This window comes from Acidiphilium sp. AL (genome assembly GCF_025499445.1).
Lineage (GTDB): Bacteria > Pseudomonadota > Alphaproteobacteria > Acetobacterales > Acetobacteraceae > Acidiphilium > Acidiphilium iwatense.
Window position 1 is genome coordinate 207,619 of record NZ_JAIMBZ010000004.1, and the last position, 19,432, is coordinate 227,050.

The 19,432-nt window shown below is 65.0% G+C and carries 22 protein-coding genes and 1 tRNA gene; 6 read left to right on the forward strand and 17 right to left on the reverse strand.

The features are described 5' to 3' along the window. Positions 1-6 precede the first annotated feature (6 nt). The 9 genes from AiwAL_RS05075 to soxC all read right to left on the reverse strand — a co-directional run bounded on the left by AiwAL_RS05075 (position 7) and on the right by soxC (position 6,630). Entirely contained in the window at positions 7-444 is a 438-nt protein-coding gene (locus AiwAL_RS05075) for a hypothetical protein (RefSeq protein WP_235702473.1), read from the reverse strand. Next, a complete protein-coding gene (soxB, locus tag AiwAL_RS05080) occupies positions 444-2,177 on the reverse strand; it encodes a thiosulfohydrolase SoxB (protein WP_262312221.1) in 1,734 nt (577 codons plus the stop codon). The genes AiwAL_RS05075 and soxB overlap by 1 nt, the downstream gene beginning before the upstream one ends. A 100-nt stretch (positions 2,178-2,277) precedes the next feature. Beyond that, positions 2,278-2,583, reverse strand: coding sequence for a hypothetical protein (locus AiwAL_RS05085; protein ID WP_262312222.1), 306 nt, complete (start codon positions 2,581-2,583; stop codon positions 2,278-2,280). Continuing rightward, a complete protein-coding gene (gene soxA, locus AiwAL_RS05090) occupies positions 2,580-3,416 on the reverse strand; it encodes a sulfur oxidation c-type cytochrome SoxA (protein WP_235702470.1) in 837 nt (278 codons plus the stop codon). Before soxA ends, AiwAL_RS05085 begins: the two co-directional genes overlap by 4 nt. Positions 3,417-3,453: 37 nt before the next feature. Beyond that, positions 3,454-3,765, reverse strand: a complete 312-nt coding sequence (soxZ, locus tag AiwAL_RS05095) for a thiosulfate oxidation carrier complex protein SoxZ (protein WP_235702469.1) — start codon at positions 3,763-3,765, stop codon at positions 3,454-3,456. Between the two features lie 12 nt (positions 3,766-3,777). Continuing rightward, a complete protein-coding gene (gene soxY / locus AiwAL_RS05100; RefSeq protein ID WP_262312223.1) occupies positions 3,778-4,278 on the reverse strand; it encodes a thiosulfate oxidation carrier protein SoxY in 501 nt (166 codons plus the stop codon). 10 nt (positions 4,279-4,288) lie between these two features. After that, positions 4,289-4,627, reverse strand: a complete 339-nt coding sequence (soxX, locus tag AiwAL_RS05105) for a sulfur oxidation c-type cytochrome SoxX (RefSeq protein ID WP_235702467.1) — start codon at positions 4,625-4,627, stop codon at positions 4,289-4,291. A 10-nt stretch (positions 4,628-4,637) separates the two neighbouring features. Beyond that, positions 4,638-5,393 carry a c-type cytochrome gene (locus tag AiwAL_RS05110; RefSeq protein ID WP_262312224.1) on the reverse strand — a complete coding sequence of 252 codons (756 nt, stop codon included), beginning with the start codon at positions 5,391-5,393 and terminating at the stop codon, positions 4,638-4,640. Further along, on the reverse strand, positions 5,377-6,630 hold the full coding sequence (soxC, locus tag AiwAL_RS05115) for a sulfite dehydrogenase (protein ID WP_262312225.1): 1,254 nt from the start codon (positions 6,628-6,630) through the stop codon (positions 5,377-5,379). The genes AiwAL_RS05110 and soxC overlap by 17 nt, the downstream gene beginning before the upstream one ends. A gap of 220 nt (positions 6,631-6,850) precedes the next feature. On the opposite strand from soxC, the gene AiwAL_RS05120 reads away from it, so the two are divergent. After that, positions 6,851-7,705, forward strand: coding sequence for a DUF2189 domain-containing protein (locus tag AiwAL_RS05120; protein ID WP_262312226.1), 855 nt, complete (start codon positions 6,851-6,853; stop codon positions 7,703-7,705). Positions 7,706-7,720: 15 nt separating this feature from the next. On the opposite strand, the gene AiwAL_RS05125 is transcribed toward AiwAL_RS05120, so the two are convergent. Genes AiwAL_RS05125 through AiwAL_RS05140 form a run of 4 tightly spaced genes read right to left on the reverse strand, consistent with a single transcriptional unit; the run spans position 7,721 to position 12,465 of the window. After that, on the reverse strand, positions 7,721-9,223 hold the full coding sequence (locus tag AiwAL_RS05125; RefSeq protein WP_262312227.1) for an MFS transporter: 1,503 nt from the start codon (positions 9,221-9,223) through the stop codon (positions 7,721-7,723). A gap of 33 nt (positions 9,224-9,256) precedes the next feature. Further along, entirely contained in the window at positions 9,257-10,702 is a 1,446-nt protein-coding gene (locus tag AiwAL_RS05130) for an amidase (protein ID WP_262312228.1), read from the reverse strand. A gap of 29 nt (positions 10,703-10,731) precedes the next feature. Continuing rightward, entirely contained in the window at positions 10,732-11,700 is a 969-nt protein-coding gene (locus AiwAL_RS05135; protein ID WP_235702461.1) for a transporter, read from the reverse strand. Positions 11,701-11,739: 39 nt separating this feature from the next. Beyond that, complete coding sequence (locus tag AiwAL_RS05140) at positions 11,740-12,465, reverse strand: TetR/AcrR family transcriptional regulator (RefSeq protein ID WP_262312229.1); 726 nt, start codon at positions 12,463-12,465, stop codon at positions 11,740-11,742. Positions 12,466-12,597: 132 nt separating this feature from the next. Here AiwAL_RS05140 and AiwAL_RS20340 point away from each other — a divergent pair, with 132 nt between their 5' ends. From AiwAL_RS20340 to AiwAL_RS05155, 4 genes are all read left to right on the forward strand, one after another. Beyond that, entirely contained in the window at positions 12,598-12,906 is a 309-nt protein-coding gene (locus AiwAL_RS20340) for a nitrile hydratase (RefSeq protein ID WP_329603544.1), read from the forward strand. Next, a complete protein-coding gene (locus tag AiwAL_RS20345) occupies positions 12,903-13,181 on the forward strand; it encodes an SH3-like domain-containing protein (protein ID WP_329603543.1) in 279 nt (92 codons plus the stop codon). The genes AiwAL_RS20340 and AiwAL_RS20345 overlap by 4 nt, the downstream gene beginning before the upstream one ends. Beyond that, positions 13,178-13,768 (forward strand): nitrile hydratase subunit alpha, encoded by a 591-nt coding sequence (locus tag AiwAL_RS05150; RefSeq protein WP_262312230.1) that lies wholly within the window; start codon positions 13,178-13,180, stop codon positions 13,766-13,768. Before AiwAL_RS20345 ends, AiwAL_RS05150 begins: the two co-directional genes overlap by 4 nt. Before the next feature lie 71 nt (positions 13,769-13,839). After that, positions 13,840-14,055: a DUF2934 domain-containing protein gene (locus AiwAL_RS05155; protein WP_235702458.1), complete on the forward strand. Its 216-nt coding sequence runs from the start codon at positions 13,840-13,842 to the stop codon at positions 14,053-14,055. Between the two features lie 12 nt (positions 14,056-14,067). Here AiwAL_RS05155 and AiwAL_RS05160 read toward each other — a convergent pair. The 4 genes from AiwAL_RS05160 to gyrA all read right to left on the reverse strand — a co-directional run bounded on the left by AiwAL_RS05160 (position 14,068) and on the right by gyrA (position 18,142). After that, positions 14,068-14,143 (reverse strand) — tRNA-Lys (locus AiwAL_RS05160). A gap of 207 nt (positions 14,144-14,350) precedes the next feature. After that, positions 14,351-14,842, reverse strand: coding sequence for a peptidylprolyl isomerase (locus AiwAL_RS05165; protein WP_262312231.1), 492 nt, complete (start codon positions 14,840-14,842; stop codon positions 14,351-14,353). 56 nt (positions 14,843-14,898) lie between these two features. Next, on the reverse strand, positions 14,899-15,411 hold the full coding sequence (gene coaD / locus AiwAL_RS05170; protein WP_235702456.1) for a pantetheine-phosphate adenylyltransferase: 513 nt from the start codon (positions 15,409-15,411) through the stop codon (positions 14,899-14,901). Next, positions 15,404-18,142, reverse strand: a complete 2,739-nt coding sequence (gene gyrA / locus AiwAL_RS05175; RefSeq protein WP_235702455.1) for a DNA gyrase subunit A — start codon at positions 18,140-18,142, stop codon at positions 15,404-15,406. The genes coaD and gyrA overlap by 8 nt, the downstream gene beginning before the upstream one ends. Before the next feature lie 461 nt (positions 18,143-18,603). On the opposite strand from gyrA, the gene AiwAL_RS05180 reads away from it, so the two are divergent. Further along, positions 18,604-19,419: a transporter gene (locus AiwAL_RS05180; protein ID WP_262312232.1), complete on the forward strand. Its 816-nt coding sequence runs from the start codon at positions 18,604-18,606 to the stop codon at positions 19,417-19,419. Positions 19,420-19,432 lie beyond the last annotated feature (13 nt).

A 19,432-nucleotide genomic window follows, 5' to 3' on the forward strand; every position in this document is an offset into this window, starting at 1 on the left:
TCGTGCTCACGGCCTGACCAGGACGTAGCCTTTCGCGACGAGCTGCATGATGCGTGGCACGCCGTAGGGCACCGGGCGGGCGCGCGGGTTGAGCTTGGGCGCATGGCCGGTTTTGCGCTTGATCGTGTCGATCGTGTTCATGCAGACATCGAACTCGACGCCCTGAGCGACCAGGCTATCGACCGCGACGCGTTCGGGGCCGTTGGCATAGAGCAAGGCGACGCCAGGGCCGAAGGCGACGACGACGATCGACGCGGTATTCGGATAGTCCTTGAGAACCGAATTGGCGACGCTGATGATCAGTTGCTGTTTTTCGGCCGAGGCGTCGGAGAGTTGCAGCACGAGCTTGTGGGTCGCGAACGGATTCTGGCCGGCCCGCGCGGATTTCGATCCGGCCGCGAGCCCGGCCGCCAGCAGCCCGAACAGTGTCGCCCGCCTCTGCATCAGGCAGCGTAACCCGGATTGCCCGCGACGCCAATCAGTTTCACCTGATTGGGTTTGCCGATGCGGATGGTTTTCTTGCGCTTCAGATTGGCGGCGACGATGTCCCAGATCGGCTTGCCGGTCTGCGGCAGGGTCACCGAGGCCCAGCTCGCGATCTTGTAGCTCTTGTTCGGTTCGATCGGCTTGCCGTTGTCGAGCGCCATGTCCGAGATGCGATGGCCGATCGACCGGCGCGGCGCGCAGGCATAGTTCATGCCGCCGACGCGGATCATGTCGCCGCCCTGCTGATAATAGGGGTTGCGATTGAACAGATTGTCGCAGACATCCTCCATCATCGCCTTGATCGAAGCGCCCGTCATCATCTGGGTATAGGCCATCGGGTAGGTGATCGCGGTTTCGCTCAGCAGATCGCCCATGGTGAAATCGGTGCCGGACAGATAGGAATTGCCCCAGCGAAAACCGGGCGAAAAGGCGATTTCGGCGTCCATCTCCTCGCGCATCGCATCCATGATGACCTGGTCGACCGAGCCGTAGAAATTATTGCGCCGGTACAGAAGATCGTCCACCTCGGCGAGCTTTTCGCCGAGCATGGCCCGGTGCGGCGCGGACCAGGTGTCGATCGCCTTCGATACGGCAGGGTCCGGTTTGATCATGTCAGTATAGATCGGCATCAGCCGGTAATGCAGATCCTTGAGCTTGCCCCTGGTAAGTTCGAGATCGAGCACGGCGACGAATTTGCCCGCCGTGCCGGCATTGGTCACGATCGTCTTGCCGCCGGCATTCCTGACCAGAACCGGGACCGGCACCGCGTCATGGGTGTGGCCGCCCAGAATGATGTCGATCCCGCTAACCTCGGACGCGAGCTTGAGATCGACTTCCATGCCGTTATGCGACAGCAGGAGCACGGCATCGACCTTGTGTTTCCGGCGCAGCGCGTCGGCGAGTTTCTGCATGTTTGCGGCGCGGATGCCGAAGCGCCAGTCCGGGGTGAAGCGGCGCGGATGGGCGATCGGCACATAGGGAAACGCCTGGCCGATAATGCCAAGGCGATAACCGCCCAACGCGCGGATGATGAAGGGTTCGAACACCGATCCGGTGGTCTGGTCGAAGGCGGGCTTGCCCATCATTCCCGCCTCGGCGGAGAGAAACACGTTCTGCGCGATGAAGTTTCCCTTGAAGGCGGCGATGATCTTTCGAATCCCGTCCTGCCCGTAGGTGAACTCCCAATGCCCGGTCATCGCGTCGATGCCGAGCAGGTTGGCGAGCGCCACCATGTCGAGGCCGCCGGTGAGATTGGCGACACCCGAGCCCTGACACAGATCGCCGCCATCGAGCAGGAGGGATCTGCCCGGTCCGGTGCCGGCGCGCAGCGTGTCGATCACGGTTTTCAGATGAGCGAAGCCGCCGAGCGGGCCGAAACGATGCGCAAGATTTTCGAAATCGAGAAAGGTGAAGGCGTGAGCGGGGCGGGTTCCCGGTTTCATGTGGTAGTGGTTCAGGAAAGCGTGGCCGACCAGATGTGGCGGCTGGCCCTCCGCACTGCCGACACCGATATTCTGCGACGGCTCGCGGAACTGCGCCGGCAGCGCGTTGGCGTGCGTATCAGTCTGATGAATGATCCGCACATCGCCCCGCATCGGCACGTCGTAGGGGTCGCTGGCGGAGATGCCGATGCGCGGCAGCAGGGCGGTGCTTCCCGCCGCGATCATCACGCCGCGCCTGGAGGTTTTCATGCTTATATCAAGTCTTTCTGAAAGCAATCCAATCCAGCCAAGCATTGGATTGCTTCGGCGCTTCGCTTCTCGCAATGACGATCGCGAATCCGGCGGCACATCAGCGCGGAACCTCGTTCACCCAGAGTTTCTTTTGTTGCATCGCTTGGGCAATCGACAATTCGGCGAGTTTTCGCGCCCGCATCGCCTTGGCTTGCGCGGTCGCGAAATCGCCCTTCCGCTCCGCTGTCTCGGCCTGTTTCAGTGCGGCGACCGTCGGCGTCCATTGGTCGTTCATCGAAGCCGCCACACGCAGTTTCGCTTTTGCCAGGGCGATTTCACGAGCGGCGCTCGCCTTGGTCGCACCGGCGGCCGATGCGGCGGCCGGAAGTGCTAACGCGATCAGGATCGCGACGATGGGTTTCATGGCCGCGCTCCCGGACCCGCGATTGGCAAGCCGTCGCTCATAGAGGTGAGGAAATAGGCGAGATCGCGATAGGCGGCGCTGTCCGGCTTGTCGGGCACCGACCTCACCTTCTTGTTGCAGCCGATGAAGCGGCGCACCAGCGTGCCCATATTGCCCCATTTCGAGCGGTAGAGCGGGAACGATGCGGTGATGCCGAGCGCGGGTGCGAGCACATTGCCGCGCAGATGCATCCCCGCCGCCTGAACATGGCAGCTCGCGCAGGAAAAATTCAACTGCCCGCGCCGCGAATAGAAATATTGCTTGCCGGCCTGATAGGCCGCGAGCGCTTTCGGGTTATCCGGCACCGTCACGTCGATTGTCTTGCCGCGCGAGGTATCGGTCATGTAGGCGAGAATATCGGCCATCGGTCCGGTGGTCAGTTTCAGCTTGCCCAGCCCGTTCGCGACCCGGCAGCGATTGACCGCGATGCCGAGCGTGACCACGCGCCCGGTTTTCGGATCGAACATCGGATAGTTCTGGGCGATCCCGATGCCGCCATGCGGAAAGCACGCGGCGTAGCTTTTGCCGTTCGGGAATTTGGCCTCGAACAGTTTCCTGCCGTGATCGAGCGCGAACTGATACGGCGGAAACTCCATGATCTGTTTCCACTGCGCGCGCTCGGATTTACTGAAATCATAAGGACCGTTCACATAGGCGGCGAGCGGAATTTTCGGAAAGCGCTTGAGGAAATAGCCTTGAAACGCCTTCAGGTCGGAAGCCGGATCGGGCTTGTTCGACGCCAATGCTCCCGGCGTCATGACCAAGAGCGCCAAGGCCAGATACGCGAATTTCATGTGTCGGTCCTCCCTTGTTCGACGCGTCGCCTTGTCGTTACATGATCTTCGCCGTCGTGCTTGCCGTCTCGCCCTTGTTGTCGACCCAGGACACGCCGATGCTGTCGCCGGATTTGCCGCCCTTGAACGCGAATTTGATGAACGGGTTTTTCGAGACCGCAGGCCCCCAGAAGCCAGTGAGAACCACTTTGCCGTTATGGGTGAACTCGATCACCTCGATATAATGCGGCGGAATCAGCTTGCCTGCCTTGTCCTTCACGAAACCCGAATCCATCGGGTGCTTGACCAGCGCCTCGACCGTGGTGCTGCCGCCCGCCGCCATCGCGTGAACCAGGATTTGATGTGCCATCGCTCCGTTTTCCTAACCGCAGCCGCCGAGGGTGACTTTGACCTGCTTCGATGTGCTGTAGAGTTTTCCAGCCGATTCGACGACGGTGACCACCTTGGTCGTCTTGGCGAGCTTGATCCGGCTCGAAATCGCTGTGCTGGTTCCGGCGGGAATTTTATAGGCGGCGGCCATGGTGAAGGGATTGTCGATCGCCATGATCGCGATCGTGGTGACATCCGGCAGATTGGCATCGACCGCGACCGGCACCACCGCGCCGTTCTCGGCGATATCGGGCGCGCTCATCCTGACCTCGGACGAATGCGCCGGCGTCTTGCCGAACATCGCCTGCAGCGCCGCCGCTTCGCTGGTCTGCGCGAAGGCCCTGGCGGGATAGATCGAGGCTTGCGCGGCTCCGGTATCGCTCGCCGCCGATGCGACGGGAGGGATCAGCATCGCGGCGGTGCCCGCCGCGGCGCCGGCAAGCACCTCGCGGCGGCGCGGCGAACGAGGCTTGCTCTGGTCGGCGTGTTTCATGAATCCTCGCTTATTTCGTGTACATGAAGTCGATGACGTCGTTGATCTGCTTCGGCGTCAGAATCGCGTTCCTGCCGAATGGCGGCATGAGGGTCCGTGGATTGCGCGCCGGTTCGTCATAGATGATCGCGTAGAAAATCTTGCGGTCCGGGATCATGGTTTTCACGTCTTTCAGCTCCGGGCCGATATTTCCCGCTTCATCGGCGCCGGCGAACATGTGGCACGCATCGCAATTGCCGAGACTCGTCGTCGTCGCGATTTTCCGGCCGGCTTCGATATCCGCTTTCGTCGCCGCCAGCGCCGCGACCGGCAGAAAGCCCAGAACCAGCGCGATCGCGAGACTCTTCATGGCACCATCCTCATTTGCCGGGTTTCATGTGATCGACCGGCCCGGTCAGGCGCGGCGTCAGGTTCATCGACGCCGCGTTGGAGGTGATTTTGATCGTAACCGGGTTGGCACAATGCGTCATGCAGGCGGCATTATGCGTCACCGGCCGCGGGTCCTTCCAGATAAATCCGTCGCGGTTCGGCATTTTCACCGCCGGGAGGGTTTTCGCATCGGCGACGAAGCCGGAATGCACGATGCCGTTCATGTTCAGGAGATAGGCGGTCAGCGCATAGATCTGATCGGGTTTCAGCGTGTGCGGCGCGTAGAACGGCATCGCCCGGTTGATATAGTCCCAGACGGTCGTGGCGTAGGGCCAGTAGCTGCCGACGGTTTTCGCCGGCGCCGACGATGCGAGCGACCCGACGCCGCCGACAAGCTGAGGATAGCCGTTCTTGCCCTGACCGAACGTGCCGTGGCACATCGCGCAATTGCTCGCGTAGATCGTCTCGCCCTGAGCGGCCGTGCCCTGCCCTGCCGGCAATCCGGCGCCGCTCGGCGGGATCGCGATGGTCCAGCCGGCGATCTCGGCCGGCGTCGGCGTAGTGCCGATTGCGTAATACCCCACGGGTTTGGCCGGTTTGTAGTGGCCCGCGCCGCCTTCGGCGTTCCAGACCGCGCGATCCTGCGCCTGGGTGCTCGCGACCGGGGTTCCGGCCATGGCCGCGCGCGCCCCGAGCAATGCGCCCAGCACGACGGCTGCGGCGGCAATGCTACGAGATCTGGACATTGTTCACCGTCCCGTTCGCCAGAATTTGCCAGGTCTGGATCGAGTTGTTCTCATAGACCGGATCGTTGCCCCAGAATTTATGCTTCTGCGCGATGGTCGGCTGGACATAGCCGGTCTCGTCGGTGACGCGGGACTGGATCAGCGCCGGTTTGCCGTCCCACCGCCAGGGCAGGGTGAACCGCGTGAGGCATTTGGACAGGACCGGTTCGTCGAGTTTTGCCCGCCGATAGTTCACGCCGCCATCGAGCGAGACATCGACCTGCTTGATCCGGCCGCGACCGCTCCAGGCCAGGCCACGGATTTCGTAGAATCCCGGCCCTCCCGTCAGCGGCTTTTCCGGGCACGGAAAGGTGATGACCGATTTCGCGTCCATCACCCAGGTAAAGCCCAGCGCCTTGCCCGACGGCAGCAATTCGGAATATTCGCTGGTCTCCTCGCGGGTGATCCAGGGGGTTTTGCCGAGCTGGAGCTGACGCAGCCATTTGATGTTGACGTTGCCCTGCCAGCCCGGCACCACCAGCCGCACCGGATAGCCTTGTTCGGGCCGGATCGCCTCGCCGTTCTGGCCATAGGCGACGATGCAGTCGTCGAGGCATTTTTCCAGCGGCAGCGAACGGTCCATATGCGCGCCGTCGGAACCCGAGGCGAGCAGCCATTTCGCCTCCGGCAGCAACCCGACCTCGTCGAGCAGGGTGGACAGTTTCACCCCGGTCCAGAGCGCGCAGCCGATCATGCCGTGGGTCAGTTGCAGGGAATTGAGCTGGGCCGCCGGCCATTCGGTCGCGCCATTGGCGGGACACTCGATGAAATGGATGCGCGAGACCGAGGGAAACCGCATCAACTGGTCGAGAGTGAGCAGCAGTGGCTTGCGCACCAGCCCGGAAATCATCAGCCGGTACCGGTCGGGATCGATCGTCGGGCGGCCCGCATGATAGCGCTCGAAAAACAACCCGTTAGAGGTGATGATGCCCGGCTGGTCCTGCAACGGGGTGAAGCTGGCATCGGCGTCGCGGGTCGGCGACAGCCACGGCACATAGCGCCGCACGACATCCTTCTCGAAGCGCGACGGCCGGCCATAGGGCCGGGAATCGACGCCGGGGCCGAGCGCGTTCGACCAGGAATCGTCGGCGGGCGGTGCTGCCGCCGGTTGCGCCGCGGCGCGGGCCGAGGCGGCGATTGCCGTCGCTCCGGCGGCGGCGCCCATCTTGAAGATATCCCGGCGATTCGGCTTGGCCATGTTCCCCCGACCCGACATTATTGTCGTTATTCAGTTGATACATGCTATATTTGACATATGGAATATGTCAAGGATGCTTTTCGTCGTATCGCGCAACGATCGCCCCGGCCGGCCATGCTGAAACGACCGGACGGTCCCGCCGCCGGTCCATCTTGATATCGGGCGAAGGCGCGCCTTAACTGTGATCTATCTTTGTCCGGCAACCAAGAGGAGGCGGGCGATGCATATCCGCAATCCGATCGAGTGGGTTCTCTCGGCGCCGCCGGACGCTGCCGGCGAAGTCGGCTCCGCGAGCGAGGCGGAGTACTGGCCGCAAACCGCCCCGACGAAGCCCGAGGTGCGGCGGATCACCACCAACGATCTGCGTGCCGCCCTCGCCCTCGGGCTCGAGGATTTCAAGGCCGACCGCACCGACGTGGTGACGCTGGCGATCGTCTTCCCGATCGCCGGGCTGTTCTTCGCCGCCGTCGCGACGAACCGGCACGTGCTGCCGCTGATCTTTCCGCTGATCGCCGGGTTCGCGCTGATCGGGCCGCTGGCCTCGATCTGGCTCTACGAACTCAGCCGCCGCCGCGAGGCGGGCGAATCCCCGCGCGTCATCGACGCGATCCGTCTGGTCCACTCGCCGCAGATCGGCTCGATCGTGGCGATGGGCATCGTGCAGATCTGCCTGTTCCTGCTCTGGCTCGGGGCGGCGGATCTGATCTATCTGCGCACCCTCGGCCCCGCGATGCCGGTTTCGTTCGCGGCCTTCGCCAGGGCGACGCTCACGACGCTACCGGGCTGGGAGATGATCGTGCTCGGCATCGCGGTCGGCTTCGTCTTCGCCGTGATCGCGCTGGCGATCGGCGCGATGTCGTTTCCGATGCTGCTCGACCGGAAGGTGGACATGCCCACGGCGCTGCGCATATCGGCCCGCGCGCTCTACGAGAATCCGAAAACCCTTTTTCTGTGGGGCTGCATCGTCGCCGTCGGGCTCGCGATCGGCTCGCTGCCCGCCCTGCTCGGCATCGCGGTGGTCCTGCCGATCCTCGGCCATTCCACCTGGCATCTCTACCGGCGGGTGATAGGCTAGGGCGCAATCGCCCGCCTATTCCGCCGGCTGATCGCGCAGTGCCGCGAGTTCGCGGGCCACTTGCGCATGGTGCGCCGCGTCATCCGCCCGCGCGGCTTTTGGACTCCAGCGGCCGCGCATCAGGAACACGGTGCCGAGAAACACCACGATGCCAGCCTCGCAAATCCAGAACCAGCTCCGCCACTGGCCGGGCGCCGCTTCGGCCGCCGCCTTGATCGCCGCGAGATGCGCGAGCAGCGCGGCGCCGGGTGCTAGATGCGCCGCCAGCGCGTGCCTGTAGGCCGCGATGTAATAGGGCGCTTCGATCAGCGGATTCACCGCCTTCACGACGAAGGGGAGTGCCAGGAAACATGCCGTCACCACCAGCCGCAGCAGCCAGCCCCAGATCGCGAGGCCGGTCGCCGTCAGCGCCGGGTTGCGCGCCTCCACCGTCTCGGTGAAGCACGCCATCCAGGTGACATAGGCGAAGCCGACGAACAAGGATTGCGCGCAGACCAGAAAAGCGAGCCGTGCGAAGGACGGATGGCCGCCGGCCTGCAGCAGATAAAGTGCGATGAACACCAGCCCGCCAAGCCCGCCCAGGATCATGAACGGCTTGCGGACCCTGAGCCGGTCGGACAACACGCCGGCCAGGATCAGCGCGGCCGCATTGGTCGCCCAGTTCCAGTTCGCCACCTCGTTGGCCTCACCCACCGAGAGCCGGAACACGGTGACCAGATAGATCAGCCCGAACGCGACCGTGGTATAATAGAACAGCAGCAGGACCGACACGCCGAACGCCGAGGCGATGACATCCGCATGGAGCATCTGCCGCCACGGATTGCGCAGGCCGGCTTCGATATCCAGCCCCTTCGCGCGCATCTCGACCAGGGTGCGGTCGCGTTCGCTCACCATCAACTGGTCGCGCAGGGCGGGTGCCAGTTCGCGCAGGAACAGAAACGCGATCGCGAACATGGCGAGGCCGACGGCGCCGCAGATGCGGTATTCGCTTTGCCAGGTGCGGGTGACGGGCAAGGTCAGAGTCGTCACCAGGCTGACGGTGAGGCTGCCGAGCACCGGGCCGATGGTCCAGAATCCCATTGCGGTGGCGCGGCCGACCTGCGGCGAAAAATCCCGGATCAGCGCGGGGGTGGCGACCAGGATGATGCCTTCGACGAAGGAAATCGCGCCGAAGCCGAGCGCCCATTGCGCGCCGGTGGTGACGTTCGGCATCACGAAGGCGACCAGCACGCCGACCACAAGCAGTCCGTAGACGACCAGATTGGCCCGGCCGAACCGATCGCTCAGCCCCGCCAGCAGCGAGGCGAAGGCGCCGACCAGATTGCCGCCGGCAAGGATGAACACGAAATCGCGGAACGGCAGATGCAATCCGGCCAGCAGCAGGGGGGTCACGCCGCTGGCCGCGTAGAGCGAGTAATACAGCGAAATCGTGATCGCGACGACCAGCAGCAGGTAGAAGCGTCGCGGTCCGGCATCCGGGTAGTGCGGCAGGTCGCGCCGCCAGAGCGAGATGGACATGAATTCCTCCTTGTTCATTTTTTCGTGCGGGTATTATCCGTCGGCGTATCCGTCTGGCTTGCTGAAACCGAGCCAGGATTTTTCCAGCAGGCCGGCGACCGCGATGGTCGTCCGGTCGTCGTAAGGCGCGCCGATAATCTGCATGCCGAACGGCAGCCCGCTCCCGGTGAAGCCGAGCGGCGCCGCGGTGGCGGGAAGCAGCGGCATCGAGGCGAGACCGGCCCAGAACAATTGCCGCGCGGCGTTGACCGGCTCGCCGTCCACCATGATCGTCCGGCGCCATAACGGGCCGCTATCGTCGTGCAGCGGCGCCGCCGTGGCGCCCACCGGCGTCAGCATGACATCGAAAGACCGAAAAAACCCGCGCCAGGCCGCGCGATGGCGGCATCGCTCCTCGTGACGGCGCAGCCAGTTCCGATGGTCCATCAGCATGTCCCGCGCCGGCTGCATCTCCTCGGGGTCGTGCGGACGCGCAAGCTTGGCCCGCAGCCGTTCGGCCTCCGCATCCGGCAGGCGCCCCGACAGCGCGGCGTTGCGCAGCATCCGGTACAGATCGTCGCCGGCATCCAGATCGGCGTCCGGCCGCGCCGCCTCGTCGACCAGGGCGCCCTCCCGGCGCAGATGGTGGGCCAGCCCGGCGAACGCCGCCCGGATTTCGGCGGCGACCGGGCAGCGCGGATGCTCGGCCATGATCGCGACGCGCAACCCCTTGAGCGCGGTCGCGCGCGGTTTCGGCAGAACCAGGCGGAGGCCGGGTTCGGTGGGCAACGGCCCGGCCATCGCCGCCAGCGCGCGGGCGAGATCGCCCGCCGAGCGGGCCATCGGCCCGACCACCGAGATATCCGTCGCGGCGTGGCCGGGCCCAAGGGCATGACCCTGCGCCGGAATCACATTCCAGCTCGGCTTGTGACCATAGACGCAGCAATAATGCGCCGGATCGCGGATCGACCCGCCGATATCGCTGCCGGTCTCGAGCGCGGTCAACCCGGCGGCCAGCGCCGCCGCCGACCCGCCGGACGAGCCGCCCGGCGTGCGCGCGATATCCCAGGGATTCGCGGTTCCGCCATAGACGGGGTTGCGGCTTTGCCAATCCATCAGCATGACAGGCACGTTGGTCTTGCCGAAAATCACCGCACCCGCGCGCTTCAGCCGGGCCACCGCGACCGCGTCGTCCGCCGCGACGTTAGAGCGGAACGCCTCGACGCCCCAGCTCGTCGGCAGGCCGGCCACGTCGAAGCTTTCCTTCACCGTCATCGGCACGCCGTAGAGCGGCGGCAGGCAATCGAGCGATGCCCGGTTTCGGTCGAGCGCCCTTGCCTGCCGGCGCGCGCGCTCGAAATCCCGGACCACGACCGCGTTCAGCCTGCCATCGAACGCCTCCACCCGCCGGATGAAATACTCCAGCGCGTCCACGCAGGACAGCCTGCCGTTTTTTATCTGGCGCGCGACGAAGCCAGCGGACCGGAAACCGAGTTCCATCGAAATCCCCCGCATTCGGAACAATTCCGTCAGAAGATCTTGCCGATCTGGACTTCGGCGAACACGTCGTTCTTCACACCGCCGCGCACCCTGACATCGGTGGAGATCTCGCCTTGCATGAACATGGTCGGCGCGATGAACGAGCCAGCGATCAGGCCGATCCGGGTGAAGTTGTTGCGCGTGCCGGTATCGTAGCGCAGCGCGCCGAGCGCGGGAGAGGTGAGATACTGCTTGCCGCCAAACGTCTGCTCGAAGCTCAGCCCGACATAACCGGCCGTTTGCGGGTGAAAATAGTAGGGAAGATAGGCGATGATCTGTTCGACCGGCTCGGTGTGCGTGGCCGCGGCGACGGCGCCGCGCCTGGTCGCGATCCTGGCGCCGGTATTGGCGCCGTAGAAATAGACATCGCCCCAGACCTGAAGATCGAGCCGCCGCTTGTTCGTCGCGCCGGCGATCCGATGCACGAAGCCGATTTCGAAATTGTTCACCCAGTTGTTGGTCGAGCCGTTGAGCGTATAGGCCGGGTTATACGAACCGCTCGGCGGGCTCACGAAATAGGTCAGGGTGAGCGTCTGGTCCTCGCTCGGATCGTTGAAGAATTTGGCATAGGCGGAAAGCTGCGGCTCGGCGAAGCCGCTGCTGTGCGTGAGCATCCTTCCGCCTTCCTCCTGGGTGCCGAGAAAGGCAACGTAAGGCGCGATCACCTGCACGCCGAACAGCGCGATATTGTCGATGTTGCCGAAACTATGGACGAGGCGCAGCACCGGCACGTCGGTCTGGATGCGCGTATTGCCGATTTTCGTGCCGCTCACGGTATAGGCCGAACTGGCGCTGGCGAACTGGTCGTAGACCATCACCACGCTGGTGTTCGGCACCGGCGTCGCCGCATCATAGGGCAGCGGTCCGCCGGCGCGGGCAACCCCCGCCGTCGCCACGGCGCTGAAAGCGGCGCTGGCAAAAACGGCGGAAAATTTTTTGCTCTTTATTTTGAACTGCATGGATCGTTGGTCTCCCGTTTTGTTTTGATCGATCGTTCGTTAAGGCATTTCAGGATCGTCTTTCGGCGCCAGCCGCAGCGCTTCGGCGGAAAATTTCGCCGCCAGCATCGCCTCGGTCACGTCGAGCAGATTGGCGACGAACAGAGGCAAGGAGATGATCGCGACACCGCTCTGCCGGGTCAGCACGCCGCGCTGCCAGTCGGCGAGCGCGTGAACCGCCTGGCGGACGGCGAGCATGTTGCGCTGGTCGAGCAGCAGCGGCGGGGCGCCGGGATGGGCGCGGCGCAGCGCCAGACCCACCTGGCGCAAGCCTTCGTCGTAGTTCTTGCTCCGGAAAATAGCCGCGAAGCCGATGCTGTCATTGGCATAGATCTGCGCGGCCAGCCGCACCCAGTTGCCGTGCTCGTTGCCGGGTTCCGCGATTTCGGCGAGCGGCAGGATCAGGGCTTCCGCCAGGCGGCGCGGCGCGGGTTTTCGCCTGCCCGCCATGACCGGCGCCATGAGGGCAAGCCGGCGCGCGTTCACTGCGGGCATTCGAAGGTCGATCAAGGCTTCCAGCACGCCGTCCCGCGAGCCGAAATGATAATGCAGCGCCGAGGCGTTGCGCTGCCCGGCGGCCCGGACGATTTCGCGCAGGCTGACCGCATCGATCCCGCGTTCGACGAACAGGCGCTCAGCCGCATCGAGAAGCAAGGCGCGGGTTTCCTCCGCATGCTCGCTCGCATTTCCGCCTGTCGTGCCGGCCTGGTCCGATATCGCCTTCACGCCCGCTCCGCCCGCCCCGCCGCTTGCCCGGCAATTAATTCGATTGTATTAATTCAATCTAATTAACGTTTTGTCGGCGAGTCAAGTGGCGGGGATGGAAATTCGCGTCGCCCGCCGTTAATATCCCGCCCCATGGAACCATCCCCTTCACGCGCCATGCACGATCTTGGCGGCGTCTCGCCGTTCATCTGCGCGCCGGTCGACAAGGAACCCCATGCGCTGACCGAGTTCGACCGCACGGTCGATGCGATCCGGCAGGTGCTCGGGCAGAAGCGGATCATGTCGGTCGACGAGCTGCGGCGCGGCATCGAGGCGCTGCCGGAAACCGACTATCATCGCCTGTCCTATTACCAGCGCTGGCTGCGCGCGATCGTCGCGATCCTGCTGGAAAAGGACGCGATCACCGAGGCGGAGCTGCGCCGCGCCCTGGAGCAGCAATGATCTTCGCGCCGGGCTCGGCGGTGCGGGTGCGCGACGACTGGCCGGAGCGGCGCGGCCGCTGCCATATCCGCACGCCGCATTACGTGCGCGGGGTCGAGGGCAAAATCGTGCGCCATCTCGGCGATTTCGCCAATCCCGAAGATCTCGCCTTCGCCCGTCCGGCGGCGACCGTGCCGCTCTATCACGTCCGGTTCGATGCACGGGCGGTCTGGCCGGATGCGACCGGAGACGAGCTGATGATCGAGATTTTTCAGCACTGGCTGGAGTCGGCATGAGCATGAACCTGACCGAAACCGATTCCGACCGCCTGCTGGCGGCACTGCGCGCCGTGCTCGCCGACAAGGCCATCGCGACCGGCGCGGAAATCACCGAGCGCATCCGGGTGACCGATGCCGGCGGCCCGGCGCAAGGGGCGCGCATGGTCGCCCGCGCCTGGGCGGACCCAACCTATCGCGCGCTGATGCTGGCCGACGGCGCGCGCGCCGCCGAGGCGCTGGATATCCCGATGCGCGGCCTGCCGCCGCTCGGCGTGCTGGAAGAGACGCCCGGTCTGCATCACCTCGTGGTCTGCACGCTGTGCAGTTGCTACCCGCGCGCGGTGCTCGGCTATCCGCCGTTCTGGTACAAATCTGCCGCCTACCGGGCGCGGGCGGTGCGCGATCCGCGCGGGCTGCTGGCCGAATGGGGCACGGTTTTGCCGGACACCGTCAAACTCCGGGTGGTGGACAGCACCGCCGATTACCGCTGGATGGTGCTGCCGCTGCGCCCCGCCGGCACCGAGGGCTGGGACGAGGCGCGCCTCGCCGCGATCGTTCGCGACGGCGACATGATCGGCGTGACGATTCCCGCGATCGCGACATAACGCGGTAATTCGGTATTGAAGCAGGGTCGCGCGGGATTATCTGTTCAGGATAGCATCGGGCGGAGGCAGCCATGCCGAACAGCGACGATCGCGAACAGAGGATACGGGAACGCGCCTACGCGCTTTGGCAGCAGGCCGGCAGCCCCGAAGGTCAGCACGAGACGTTCTGGCACCAGGCCAAGGCTGAAGAGCGCGCACGCGAGGAACGGACCAGCGATGCGGATGACGGCAGCTTTCCCGCCAGCGACCCGCACTCGAATACCGGCATCACCGGCCCCGGACGATAAACTGGTGTGAATTGGTGAGCCCGGTGGGAATCGAACCCACGACCCCAAGATTAAAAGTCTCGTGCTCTACCGACTGAGCTACAGGCTCTCACCAAAATCGCCGCCCGCCGGAAAGACCAACTCCGGCGGGTTTCGTCAAGGGGTGGCGACATGGAGCCTCTTTTGAAATTCGCTCCGGTGAGTGAGCCGGCGGCGTTTTGCGAGCACCGAAGCGGAGCGCACTTGATGTGCGTGAGCATCGGAGCGCAGCGGAATGCCGCCGGATCGCCCGCCGGAGTAGAGTTTCGAAAGAGGCTCAGGCCGCGAGTTCCATTGTCACGATCCTGGTCGGGTCGGTCACCCGTCCGCTCTGGCCCTGACCCTTTTTAATCTGATCCACGAACTCCATGCCCTCGGTCACCTGGCCGAACAGGGTGTATTTGTCGTCGAGGAAGGTCGCCGGCGCGAAGCAGATGAAGAACTGGCTGTTGCCGCTGTTCGGGTCGTTGGTGCGCGCCATCCCCAGCGTGCCGGTGAGGAAGCTCGCCTGGGTGGTGAACTCCGCCGGCAGGTTGGGCAGGCTGCTGCCGCCGGTGCCGGTATTGGTGGGATCTCCGGTCTGCGCCATGAACCCGGCGATCACCCGGAAGAATTCGCAGCCATTGTAGAAACCCTGGCCGGTCAGCGTCTTGATCCGCTGCACCGTGAGCGGCGCGAGATCGGGCCGCAGCACGATGGTCACCCGGCCGAACGGCAAGGTGAGATAGATGGTGTTGGCGAGATCGGCGGCGGTCGCGGTTTCGGACATGAGGACTCCAGCGAGAGGGGAAGCCGCAACGGCGGCGAGAATGGTGCGTCGTTTGATCATGCGGTTCTGCCAACCCGGTTGAGGGTGCGTTCGAGGGTCAGTTGCGGCACGAAGCTTGCGATATCGCCGCCCAACTGGGCGATTTCCTTGACGAAGCGCGACGAGATGAACTGGTGCCGCTCGCTCGCCATCAGGAAGATGGTTTCAATCGACTGATCGAGGCGATAATTCATGCCGGCCATCTGGAACTCGTAGTCGAAGTCGGAAACCGCGCGCAAGCCGCGCACGATCACGTTCGCGCCGACTTCCTGGGCGAAGCCGATCAGCAGGGTCGAGAACGGCAGAACCTCGATCACCGTCCCGGTGCGCTCGGCGATCGGGCCGATCTCGGCGCGGACCAGTTCGACCCGCTCGTCGCTGGAGAATAGCGGCCCCTTGCCGATATTCCGTGCGACCCCGATGACCAGCCGTTCGCACAGGCCCGCGGCGCGGCTGATGATGTCGAGATGGCCGTTGGTGACGGGATCGAACGTGCCGGGATACAACCCGGTCAGCGCGCGGTCAGACATTGTCCGCGCCCGCCGTCTCCACCTCGTCGTCGCCCTCGTCGAGCACCGGGAACACGCTGGTGACGTGTTCGTCCTTGTCGACCCGGAACAGCGTCACCCCCATCGCCTGCCGCCCGGTGATGCGCACCTGATCGACCGGCACGCGGATCAGCTTGCCCTGATCGGTGACCAGCATGATGTCGTCGCCCGCGCGCACCGGAAAGGTCGCCACCACCGAGCGGCCGTTGCGCGCGGCAAGGCCGATATTGGCGATGCCCTGCCCGCCCCGCCCGGTGACCCGGTATTCATAGGCCGAGCTGCGCTTGCCGAAGCCGCCGGAGGTCACCGTGAGCAGCATGTCCTCGACCTCCGCGAGGGCCGCCGCGCGGTCCGGCGCGAGGGCGATCTCCGCCGCGGTGTCCTCGGTGTCCATCGCCGGCTCGGCCTCGTCCTCCGCGCCGGTGCGCCGCTGGGCGGACGCGAGCTTGAGATAGGCCGCCCGCTCCTCGACACTTGCCGCGACATGGCGCAGCACCGACAGGGAAATCACCTCGTCGCCCGCACCCAGCCGGATGCCCCGCACCCCCGCCGAATCCCGCCCGGCAAACACCCGCAACGTCTCGTCGGTGATCTGGAACCGGATGCAGCGGCCCAGCCCGGTGGCCAGGAACACGTCGTCACCCTCGCGGCAGGTGGCGACGCCGATCAGCCGGTCCCCATCGTCCAGTTTCATTGCGATCAGGCCGGAAGCGCGCACATTGCGGAAATCGGCCAGCCGGTTGCGCCGCACATTGCCCGAGGCGGTGGCGAACACCAGGTGCAGATCGTTCCACAGGCTCTCATCTTGCGGCAGCGGCAGCACCGTGGTGATCGCGTCGCCGTTCAGTTCGGGCAGGATATTCACGATCGCGCGGCCCTTGGCGGCCGGCGCGGATTCCGGCAGGCGCCACACTTTTTCGCGGAACGCCTTGCCGCCCTGGCTGAAGAACAGCACGAACTGATGGGTATGGGCGTTGAAGCTGCGGGTGATCACGTCGTCGCCGCGCATCGAGGCGGCCGCCCGGCCGCGCCCGCCCCGGTTCTGCGCGCGGAACAGGTCGAGCGGGGTGCGCTTGATGAAGCCGTCGCGCGTCATGGTCACGACCATCTGGCCCGGCTCGATCAGGCTTTCGTCGTCCTGATCGGCGACGCTGTCCTCGATGCCGGTCAGGCGCGGGCTCGCGATGCGTTCGCGCACGGCGAGCAATTCGTCGCGCATCACCTCAAGCCGGCGCGGGCGCGAGCCGATGATGTCCAGCAGCTCGCCGATCTTCTCGCCGACCTCGCGCAGTTCGGCCTGGATCTTGTCGCGTTCGAGGCCGGTCAGCCGTTGCAGGCGCAATTCCAGGATGCCGCGCGCCTGCGCCTCGGTCAGCCGCACGGTGCCCGCGCCGGTCACCTGATTGCCGTGATCGTCGATCAGCGCGAGCAGCGGCAGCACGTCCCCCGCCGGCCAGTCCCGCGCCATCAGCGCGGCCCGCGCCGTCGCCGTATCGGGGGCCGCGCGGATCAGCGCGATCACCGCGTCGATATTGGCGACGGCGATGCCGAGCCCGACCAATAGATGCGCCCGGTCCCGCGCCTTGTTCAGGTCGAACCGCGCGCGGCGGAGGATAACGTCCTCGCGAAACACGATGAAGCAGTCGAGCGCGTCGCGCAGACCCAACTGGCGCGGCCGGCCGCCATCGAGGGCGAGCATGTTGATGCCGAAGCCGGTCTGCAACTGGGTGAAGCGATAGAGCTGGTTCAGCACCACCTCGGGCGTCGCGTCGCGCTTCAGCTCGATCACCATGCGCATCCCGTCGCGGTCGCTCTCGTCACGCAGATCGGCGATGCCCTCGATCTCCTTGTTGCGCACCAGCTCGGCGATGCGCTCCAGCAGATTGGCCTTGTTCACCTGATAGGGCAGCTCGCTGACGATGATCGCGAGACGATCCTTGCGGATCTCCTCGATCGCGGCGCGCGCGCGGACGACGATCGAGCCGCGCCCAGTCTCAAAGGCGCTGCGGATGCCCGAGCGGCCCAGAATCAACGCCCCGGTCGGGAAATCCGGGCCGGGGACGATTTTCATCAGATCGTCCAGCGTCGCCTCGGGGTGCTCGATCAGATGCAGCGTCGCATCGATAATCTCGCCTGGATTATGCGGCGGAATGTTGGTCGCCATGCCGACCGCGATGCCGTTGCCGCCATTGACCAGAAGATTCGGGAACGCGGCGGGCAGAACCCGCGGCTCATTGTCGCTCTCGTCATAGGTCGGCTGGAAATCGACCGTGTCCCGGTCGATATCGGCGAGCAGCGCCATCGCCGCGTCGGCGAGCCGCGCCTCGGTATAGCGCATCGCCGCCGGCGGATCGCCATCGACCGAGCCGAAATTGCCCTGGCCGTCGATCAGCCGCACCCGCATGGAAAAAGCCTGCGCCATGCGCACCGCCGCGTCATAGATCGCGGCGTCGCCATGCGGATGGTATTTACCCATCACGTCGCCGACCATGCGGGCGGATTTGCGATAGGGCTTGTCCGGCGTGTTGCCCGATTCCGCCATCGCATAGAGGATGCGCCGGTGCACCGGCTTGAGCCCGTCGCGCGCATCCGGCAGGGCGCGCGAAACGATCACGGACATCGCGTAATCGAGATAGGAGCGGCGCATCTCCTGCTCGATGGCCACGGGGGCGAGGCCGCGCGGCCCCTCCGTCTGGTCGGTCTGATCGGTCATGGCGGCGTCATATCATCTGTCGAATGCCACGGCGAGAGGCCAGGCCGGTCCGATCGCAGCGCCATTGGGTCCGTCCGCTGTCATTCTGTCCCGGAATTTCGCGACAGAGTGTCCTCCTTCGTGACGGTTTCGTTTTTCAGAAAACGAAAACACGGAGCCCGGCTCCCCGTGTCACGATTGGCACGGCATTTGCTTAATGTACTTCGGAGGATCGCAATGCGCGCCTCCGCACGCGGATTATCAAGGAAAACCTGTTTCAGGGAGGTGTCCGACTCGGCAGAATCGATCGCAGATGGGCCAGGAGCCGATGACGCTGGCAGGGGCCGTTTTCCCCGGCGGACCTGCCTTTTTCCGTTAGAGGAACCATCGATTTCCTGGGCCCGATAACGACCAATAATGCAAAATTCCATTGGATGGCCGCGTCTCAGGGCATCGCCGTCCGATAACAGGGAGTTACGTTCATGACAACCAAAACGAAAATCCCGCACGCCCCGGCGTGCGGCATCGCCCTGGCCTGCGCCCTGGCTCTGATCGGCCCGACGCAGACCGCCCATGCCGGCTCGGTGACCCAGCCGGGCGAGCGCATCGGCCTCGCGGCCGGCGCGCCGCTGCCGCAAGGGTTCTATTTCGTCGATACCACCGATTTCGGCGGCCGCACACCGCCGAGCCACGAGACGGTCGGCGTCACGATTCCGGTGATCGTCTGGGCCACGCCGTTCCACATTCTGGGCGCCCAGGTGCAGGCACTGGTGGCGCCCCCGCTGGTGGAGGCGAGCACGCCGGGCTTTCATGCCCAGGGCTGGTACAACCCGCTGATCCAGGGCCAGCTCGCCTGGAATCTCGGCGACGGCTTCGGCGCGAGCTACGCGCTTGGCGCCTATATCGGCATCGATTCACCGGTCGCCGACCATTCCTCGTCGATCAACCAATGGGGCGCGCTCAGCTATACCGGCGGCGGTTACGACCTGACCGCGAGCGTCATTTACGGCACCCAGCTCGATAGCCGGACCAACCCGAATTTCCTCAACCTCGATCTCACCGCGACGAAGAGCTTCGGCAAATGGTCGGTGGGCCCGGTCGGCTACTATTCGACCGATCTCAACACGCCCTATGCCGGCTACCGGAAACAGAGCCAGTTCGCGCTCGGCGGCCTGGTCGGCTACAATTTCGGCCCGGTGATCCTGCAGACCTATCTGACCAGAACGGTGAGCGAAACCCATTACGGCGGCCAGGATACGCGGTTCTGGTTCCGCATCATCGTGCCGCTCGGCTCCTGATAACCGGCCTTCA

Coding starts and splice junctions, on each gene's coding strand:
- AiwAL_RS05180 (WP_262312232.1), top strand. CDS start 18,604: ATGACAACCAAAACGAAAATCCCGCACGCCCCGGCGTGCGGCATCGCC.
- coaD (WP_235702456.1), bottom strand. CDS start 15,411: ATGTCTGACCGCGCGCTGACCGGGTTGTATCCCGGCACGTTCGATCCC.
- AiwAL_RS05165 (WP_262312231.1), bottom strand. CDS start 14,842: ATGTCCGAAACCGCGACCGCCGCCGATCTCGCCAACACCATCTATCTC.
- AiwAL_RS20340 (WP_329603544.1), top strand. CDS start 12,598: ATGGAACCATCCCCTTCACGCGCCATGCACGATCTTGGCGGCGTCTCG.
- AiwAL_RS05130 (WP_262312228.1), bottom strand. CDS start 10,702: ATGGAACTCGGTTTCCGGTCCGCTGGCTTCGTCGCGCGCCAGATAAAA.
- AiwAL_RS05125 (WP_262312227.1), bottom strand. CDS start 9,223: ATGTCCATCTCGCTCTGGCGGCGCGACCTGCCGCACTACCCGGATGCC.
- AiwAL_RS05085 (WP_262312222.1), bottom strand. CDS start 2,583: ATGAAACCCATCGTCGCGATCCTGATCGCGTTAGCACTTCCGGCCGCC.
- soxZ (WP_235702469.1), bottom strand. CDS start 3,765: ATGGCACATCAAATCCTGGTTCACGCGATGGCGGCGGGCGGCAGCACC.
- soxA (WP_235702470.1), bottom strand. CDS start 3,416: ATGAAATTCGCGTATCTGGCCTTGGCGCTCTTGGTCATGACGCCGGGA.
- AiwAL_RS20345 (WP_329603543.1), top strand. CDS start 12,903: ATGATCTTCGCGCCGGGCTCGGCGGTGCGGGTGCGCGACGACTGGCCG.
- soxX (WP_235702467.1), bottom strand. CDS start 4,627: ATGAAGAGTCTCGCGATCGCGCTGGTTCTGGGCTTTCTGCCGGTCGCG.
- AiwAL_RS05075 (WP_235702473.1), bottom strand. CDS start 444: ATGCAGAGGCGGGCGACACTGTTCGGGCTGCTGGCGGCCGGGCTCGCG.
- soxC (WP_262312225.1), bottom strand. CDS start 6,630: ATGGCCAAGCCGAATCGCCGGGATATCTTCAAGATGGGCGCCGCCGCC.
- AiwAL_RS05155 (WP_235702458.1), top strand. CDS start 13,840: ATGCCGAACAGCGACGATCGCGAACAGAGGATACGGGAACGCGCCTAC.
- soxB (WP_262312221.1), bottom strand. CDS start 2,177: ATGAAAACCTCCAGGCGCGGCGTGATGATCGCGGCGGGAAGCACCGCC.
- AiwAL_RS05110 (WP_262312224.1), bottom strand. CDS start 5,393: ATGTCCAGATCTCGTAGCATTGCCGCCGCAGCCGTCGTGCTGGGCGCA.
- AiwAL_RS05135 (WP_235702461.1), bottom strand. CDS start 11,700: ATGCAGTTCAAAATAAAGAGCAAAAAATTTTCCGCCGTTTTTGCCAGC.
- gyrA (WP_235702455.1), bottom strand. CDS start 18,142: ATGACCGATCAGACCGACCAGACGGAGGGGCCGCGCGGCCTCGCCCCC.
- soxY (WP_262312223.1), bottom strand. CDS start 4,278: ATGAAACACGCCGACCAGAGCAAGCCTCGTTCGCCGCGCCGCCGCGAG.
- AiwAL_RS05150 (WP_262312230.1), top strand. CDS start 13,178: ATGAGCATGAACCTGACCGAAACCGATTCCGACCGCCTGCTGGCGGCA.
- AiwAL_RS05120 (WP_262312226.1), top strand. CDS start 6,851: ATGCATATCCGCAATCCGATCGAGTGGGTTCTCTCGGCGCCGCCGGAC.